This is a genomic window from Clostridium sp. (genome assembly GCF_040797585.1).
GTDB lineage: Bacteria > Bacillota > Clostridia > Clostridiales > Clostridiaceae > Clostridium_Z.
Genome location: NZ_JBFNEO010000176.1, coordinates 1 through 6,181 on the forward strand (window position 1 = coordinate 1; position 6,181 = coordinate 6,181).

The following is a 6,181-nucleotide window of genomic DNA, read 5'->3' on the forward strand; positions in this document are numbered from 1 at the left end:
GTTTTAAAGGAGTTAAGTACATGTATAAGTTAAGATTCAAGCTAAAAACCCTATATTGATTTTAGTTTACTAAGCTATGAGAAATTGAAAGTTGATCATTGATTATTAAAGTAAACTATAGAATTACATAATGAATTAATATTATATACAATAGAAGAAATCTTCCTTCAGGTGGTGTTATTTCCACCTGAAGGTTAGATGAGTTAATCTAGGGGCGTAGCAGATGTTCACCCCCACCTTTTAAGAGGATGGGGGTGTTACAGCTCCTAGCCATCAGATGAATTAAAAAGCTCACCCTATAGTTAATAGAGGGCTTTAAGGTAAAGGAATTAGGAAATATAGAAAATACATATTTAGGGATAATGAAGGGAGCAATAGCCATGGAAAGCTTAAATATATCGATGAACAACTTAATGGAAATATGTGAATTTTCCTGTAGTGAAATATATTCAAATAATGAGGATTATAACCCATCAAAATTACATAAGGCATTAGAAAACATAACAAGGGAATCCATGAATGAAAATGAACTTATAGATGCAGTAATACAAAGTGCTTTAGAGCTTACTACAGCAGTAGAGCCAAAGTGGGAGTATGCAGCAAGTAAGCTTTTTATATATAACCTTTATAAAGAGGTTGGAAAAAACAGAGGGATAGACAAGAATAGTTATGGATATAGCAGTTTTTATTCTTTAATAAAGGAATTAACTGATAAAAATTTATATGGAAAGTATATTCTTGAAAATTATTCAGAAGAGGAAATAGAGGAATTAAATAGCTACCTAAAACCAGAAAGAGATTATCTATTTTCTTATAGTGGAATAAACCTTGTATGTAAGAGGTATTTAATACAAAACGGAGATAGAAAAGTTTTAGAGCTTCCGCAGCAAATGTTTATGGGTATATCTATGCATCTTGCATTAGCAGAGAAGAAGGAAAATAGATTATATTGGGCTAAGAGATTCTATGATGCCCTAAGTACCTTAAGAGCAACCATGGCAACACCTACAATGTCTAATGCAAGAAAACCTTTCTGCCAGCTTAGTTCATGCTTTATAGATACAGTAGGAGATAGTCTACAAGGGATATATAAGAGCCTTGATAACTTTGCAAAGGTATCAAAATATGGCGGAGGTATGGGAATCTACATGGGAAAGGTTCGTGGATTAGGTTCTGATATAAGAAGCTTTAAGGGAGCTTCAGGTGGAGTTATACCTTGGGTAAAGTTATTTAATGATACGGCTATTGCAGTAGATCAATTAGGAATGAGAACGGGAAGTGTATCCATATGGCTTGATGCTTGGCATAAAGATTTACCAGAATTCCTTCAACTAAAAACTAATAATGGAGATGACCGTAAGAAGGCTCATGATGTATTCCCAGGAATATGTTACCCAGATTTATTTTGGAAGATGGCTGAGAAGGATATAGAGGGAACATGGCATATGATGTGTCCTCATGAGATTAAAAAAGCTAAGGGATATGAGTTATGTGACTTCTATGGAGAAGAGTGGGAGAAAAGATACTTTGAATGCTTAGAAGATCCAAGAATAGAAAAAAGAGAGATGAAGATTAAGGATCTTATAAGACTTATAATAAAGAGCGTAGCAGAAACAGGAACTCCTTTTGCCTTTAATAGAGATACAGTAAATAAGACTAATCCTAATAAGCATAAGGGTATGATATATTCCTCTAACCTTTGCACAGAAATTATGCAGAATATGAGTGAAATAGAGTTTATTCAGGAAGAAATAGTAGATGAAAATGGTGATGTTATAATAGTTGAAAAAACAAAGCCAGGAGATTTTGTAGTTTGTAACCTTTCTTCTATAGTTCTTGGACGTGTGAATGTTTTAGATGATGAGGAACTTGAAATTTTAGTTGAAACTCAAATAAGAGCTATGGATAATGTTATAGATTTAAACTTCTATGCTCTTAAATATTCAGAGCTTACTAATAGAAGATATAGATCCATAGGTCTTGGTACTAGTGGATATCATCATATGTTATATAACAATAACATAGATTGGGAAAGTGAAGACCATGTAGAATTTGTAGATAAGCTTTATGAGAGAATAAACTTTTATGCTATAAAGGCTAGTAATAAAATAGCTAAAGAAAAAGGAAGCTATGAATACTTTGAAGGATCAGACTGGGATAATGGAGATTATTTTGATATAAGAGGATATAATTCAGAGAAGTGGAATGAACTAAGACGTGAGGTTCATGAAGGTGGAATGAGAAATGCATATCTTTTAGCTATAGCTCCTAATGGTTCAACAGCTACCATTGCTGGAACTACAGAAGGAATAGATCCTATAATGGAAAGATTCTACTTAGAGGAGAAGAGAGGAATAATAACTCCAAAAACAGCACCAGATTTATGTTTTGAAAAGTATGATTTATATAAGTCAGCTTATTCAATAGATCAAAACTGGTCCATAAAGGCAGGGGGAGCCCGCCAAAAGCATATAGACCAAGCTCAATCCTTCAATTTATACATAACCACAGAGTTTACTATGAGACAAATATTAAATCTTTATATAAACTCATGGAAAAATGGAGTAAAGAGTATTTACTATGTACGTTCAAAGTCTCTAACAGTAGAAGAGTGTGAAAGCTGTTCTATATAGTAATTAGGTATCATTGATATTTAACTAATTTAGGGAGGTTACAGTTCTAATCTTGGGTCTTAAATGGAATGGGATTAGAACTGTAAAATATTTAGATAAATAAGTAGTGCAATGAGTTAGACTATATAATTTTCATAGATACACCACATAGTATCTTAATAAGCTATAAATCATGTTAGATTGAAGTTTAGATTAATGTGTGATGTGGTTTCTCTATATACATAAAAATTTAATTTGTTTATTTGGGAGTATATATAGACACTAATAAAGAGGATTACTATCTTAGGAGGATTAATATGTTAAATAAAAAGCCCCTATTTAATGAAAATGGAGATACGGAGATCTCCAAGAAAAAAATGATAAATGGAAATACAACAAATCTTAATGATTTTAATAATATGAAATATTCTTGGGCATCAGATTGGTATAGACAAGCAATGAATAATTTCTGGATACCAGAGGAAATAAACTTATCTCAGGACTTAAAGGATTATAAGAATTTAACAGATGATGAGAGAGTAGCTTATGATAAGATATTATCTTTCTTAATATTTTTAGATAGTATACAAACAGCTAATCTTTCTAATATAAATGACTACATAACAGCAAGTGAGGTTAATTTATGTTTAACCATACAAGCTTACCAAGAGGCTATACATTCTCAGTCTTATAGTTACATGTTAGATACTATATGTCCTCCTCATAAGAGAAATGAGATATTATATCAGTGGAAGGATGATAGCATACTTCTTGAGAGAAATAAGTTCATAGGAGACTTATATAACAACTTTTTAGAAGACTCAAATCCTAGGAACCTACTTAAAACATTAATGGCTAACTACATATTAGAAGGAATATACTTCTACTCAGGATTTATGTTCTTCTATAACCTTGAGAGAAATTCTAAGATGCCAGGATCTGTTCAAGAGATAAGATATATAAATAGGGATGAGAACACTCACCTATGGCTATTTAGAAGCATAATTAGAGAACTTAGAGTAGAAGAGCCAGGGCTATTTAAAGATGATATGATAAAAGAGCTAAGAGACATGATGAGAGAAGGCGTAGAGAATGAAATTAAGTGGGGACACTATGTAATAGGAGATAAGATTCAAGGACTTAATAAAAAGGGTATGAGTGATTACATAAAGTATCTTGGGGATTTAAGACTTAAGCATCTTGATATGGAACCTTTATATGGAGTAACAGAAAATCCACTTCCATGGGTAGATGCCTATGCAGATGCCAATAAGGTTAAGACTGATTTCTTTGAAGCTAAATCTACAGCCTATGCAAAATCAGCTATCCTTGTAGATGATCTTTAATTTAACAGAACGAATCTTACTTAAGGTGGTATTTTTTCTACCATCTGAAGGTTAGAGGACTTAATCTAGGAACGTAGCAACTGTTATCCCCAACCTTTTAAGGGGATGGGATATTACAGCTCATAGCCATCAGATAAAAGTAATTATTATGATTCTTGAGTAATATAATAGGTGTAGTACATAGTTTAAAAAGAGCTTTGTATTACACCTATTTATTATGTCAATTACGATTATTTAAAATATTTTGACTATTAAGTATATAAAGAAAATTTAAAATAGAAAACTAAGTAATTATAAACTTTTTTCTATAGAGTTACTTTTAATTGGCTTTTTAAGCCTAACCTGTGGTTCAGATGGAAGTTTAAATAAAGGAATAAATCTATCAAAGCCTGTTACGGTTAAGAATAGTATAGACACCACAGCTACCATGGACATAAAATTATATTTTACAAGATCTAAAGGTTGAAATTGATGGAGAGGATAAACAGCACTAGCTATACTAGTGAAGAAGACAACGTAAACATGCCAAGGTATAAGTAGGGCACTAAAAACTCCAAGAGCATCACTCATAGTAGCATTCCTAAGCCTTAGCTTATATAAGTCTTCTTCAGATCCTTCTACATTCTCATCAGTAAGTTCTTTAATTATAGGTCCTACAGTTACTATTTGAGCCATTTCATCTGACAGCGCCACATTTCCAAGAAGACAGAGTATTCCATTTAGGAAAGAAAGCTGACGTACATTTCTTGCAAGACTTGAGAAGAACTTAGAGATTGGGGCAAAGGCATTTATCTTACCCATAATTCCTCCAAAGGCACCAACCCACATCATCATTACAATAACCCAAGATCCAGCTTCAGAGAAACCATCTTGAACCAGGGTTAAAAATGAAGGTAAGCTAGTAACAGTACCTGCGAATAATCCTAAAATAAAAGAAGAAATAATTCCTACAAGTAAACATAAGAGGGTTTGCACCCCTTTAAAAGCACATATGATAACAAGGATTAATGGAATTACCATGTAATAAGGTACACCTGTTTTTACCTGATTCAAAAGATCAATGGCAGCAGGTTTTTCTACTGCTAGAACGTCAAAAGCTTCCTTAGGAATTGAGTTTATGGCCTCAGTAGCACTGCCAGTTGTAGTAGGAAGTCCCATATAAAGACTAACTACATAAAAGATTATGGCAGATAATACAAGACACATTAAAGACCAAACTCCCTGGTGACGTATTCTATGCATAACCTCTACCTTTTGAATACCAGAGCTTACTAAGGTGGTGTCAGATATAAGCCCTATATTATCACCAAAGCATGCACCACCAGCAATAGCAGCAGTTGTTAAAAGAATATCACCACCAACTATACGATTAAGCCATAAGAAGATTGGAGCACAGGCCGCAAAAGTACCCCAGCTTGTACCAGTTGCTACTGAGAGAATACCTGTAACTACAAGACCAGTAACAGCAATGGTTCTAGCACTTAAACCAAGGTCTAGAGATATATTGATTATAGAAGCACCTACTCCAGTAGTCATAAAAGCACTAGCCATGGCATAAGCAAGCATTAGAATAAAGAATACTATTTGCATCTCTTTAACACTATCTACAGCAGCATCAAAAATATCCTTGGACTTTAACTTATCGATAATTATAGCTATTAGAGCTGCATATATTGTAGCGATAGGAGCTGCGGTTAGGGCATTTACCTCAAATATCATTAGTGTGGCCAGTAACATAACTGGCGAAAGTTTTAAGAAACCCTTTACAAAATTCATTATACATATCCTCCTAAGAATTATTTAATATATATGTTGTAAAATGATAATGGATTTTAACTAAAGATATTACTAGGATTATTAATAAAATAAATTAACTCTTTGGCTAGTTAAGCTATCTTACTGAAGTTGTTAGTGATCATAGAACGAATCTTCCTTTAGATGGTGTCTTTTCAACCATCTAAAGGTTAGATAAATTAAACTTTTGTATTTTAGTAGTTTAAACTAACAAATGTGTTTATTTTAAGATTAAACTAGCACAGTAAGTTAAATTATTAACTTAATGTAGGAGATTAAATGCAACTTATATATTAATAAGATTATACACTAAATATTACCAAGAGGGAATAAATAATATGTTAAAAATAAACTTATAATATATTATTTTGATTTTAAATGAGATATTAAAGGGGTTATATCTCTAGATATAGAAATTTTAATATAAAA

Annotated in this window: 3 protein-coding genes; 2 read left to right on the plus strand and 1 reads right to left on the minus strand. The window is 32.3% G+C overall.

What is annotated here, in order from left to right; all coding sequences use genetic code 11:
• The first annotated feature begins 401 nt into the window (after positions 1-401).
• Positions 402-2,633 (plus strand): ribonucleoside-diphosphate reductase subunit alpha, encoded by a 2,232-nt coding sequence (locus tag AB2369_RS10625; protein ID WP_367666457.1) that lies wholly within the window; start codon positions 402-404, stop codon positions 2,631-2,633.
• A 296-nt stretch (positions 2,634-2,929) separates the two neighbouring features.
• A complete protein-coding gene (locus tag AB2369_RS10630) occupies positions 2,930-3,958 on the plus strand; it encodes a ribonucleotide-diphosphate reductase subunit beta (protein ID WP_367666455.1) in 1,029 nt (342 codons plus the stop codon).
• Between the two features lie 291 nt (positions 3,959-4,249).
• On the opposite strand, the gene AB2369_RS10635 is transcribed toward AB2369_RS10630, so the two are convergent.
• Positions 4,250-5,734, minus strand: coding sequence for a Na+/H+ antiporter NhaC family protein (locus AB2369_RS10635; protein WP_367666456.1), 1,485 nt, complete (start codon positions 5,732-5,734; stop codon positions 4,250-4,252).
• Between the last annotated feature and the right edge of the window lie 447 nt (positions 5,735-6,181).

What these genes read in the sequence shown, in the direction of transcription:
- AB2369_RS10625 (WP_367666457.1), top strand. Translation starts at nt 402, where the DNA reads ATGAACAACTTAATGGAAATATGTGAATTTTCCTGTAGTGAAATATAT.
- AB2369_RS10630 (WP_367666455.1), top strand. Translation starts at nt 2,930, where the DNA reads ATGTTAAATAAAAAGCCCCTATTTAATGAAAATGGAGATACGGAGATC.
- AB2369_RS10635 (WP_367666456.1), bottom strand. Translation starts at nt 5,734, where the DNA reads ATGAATTTTGTAAAGGGTTTCTTAAAACTTTCGCCAGTTATGTTACTG.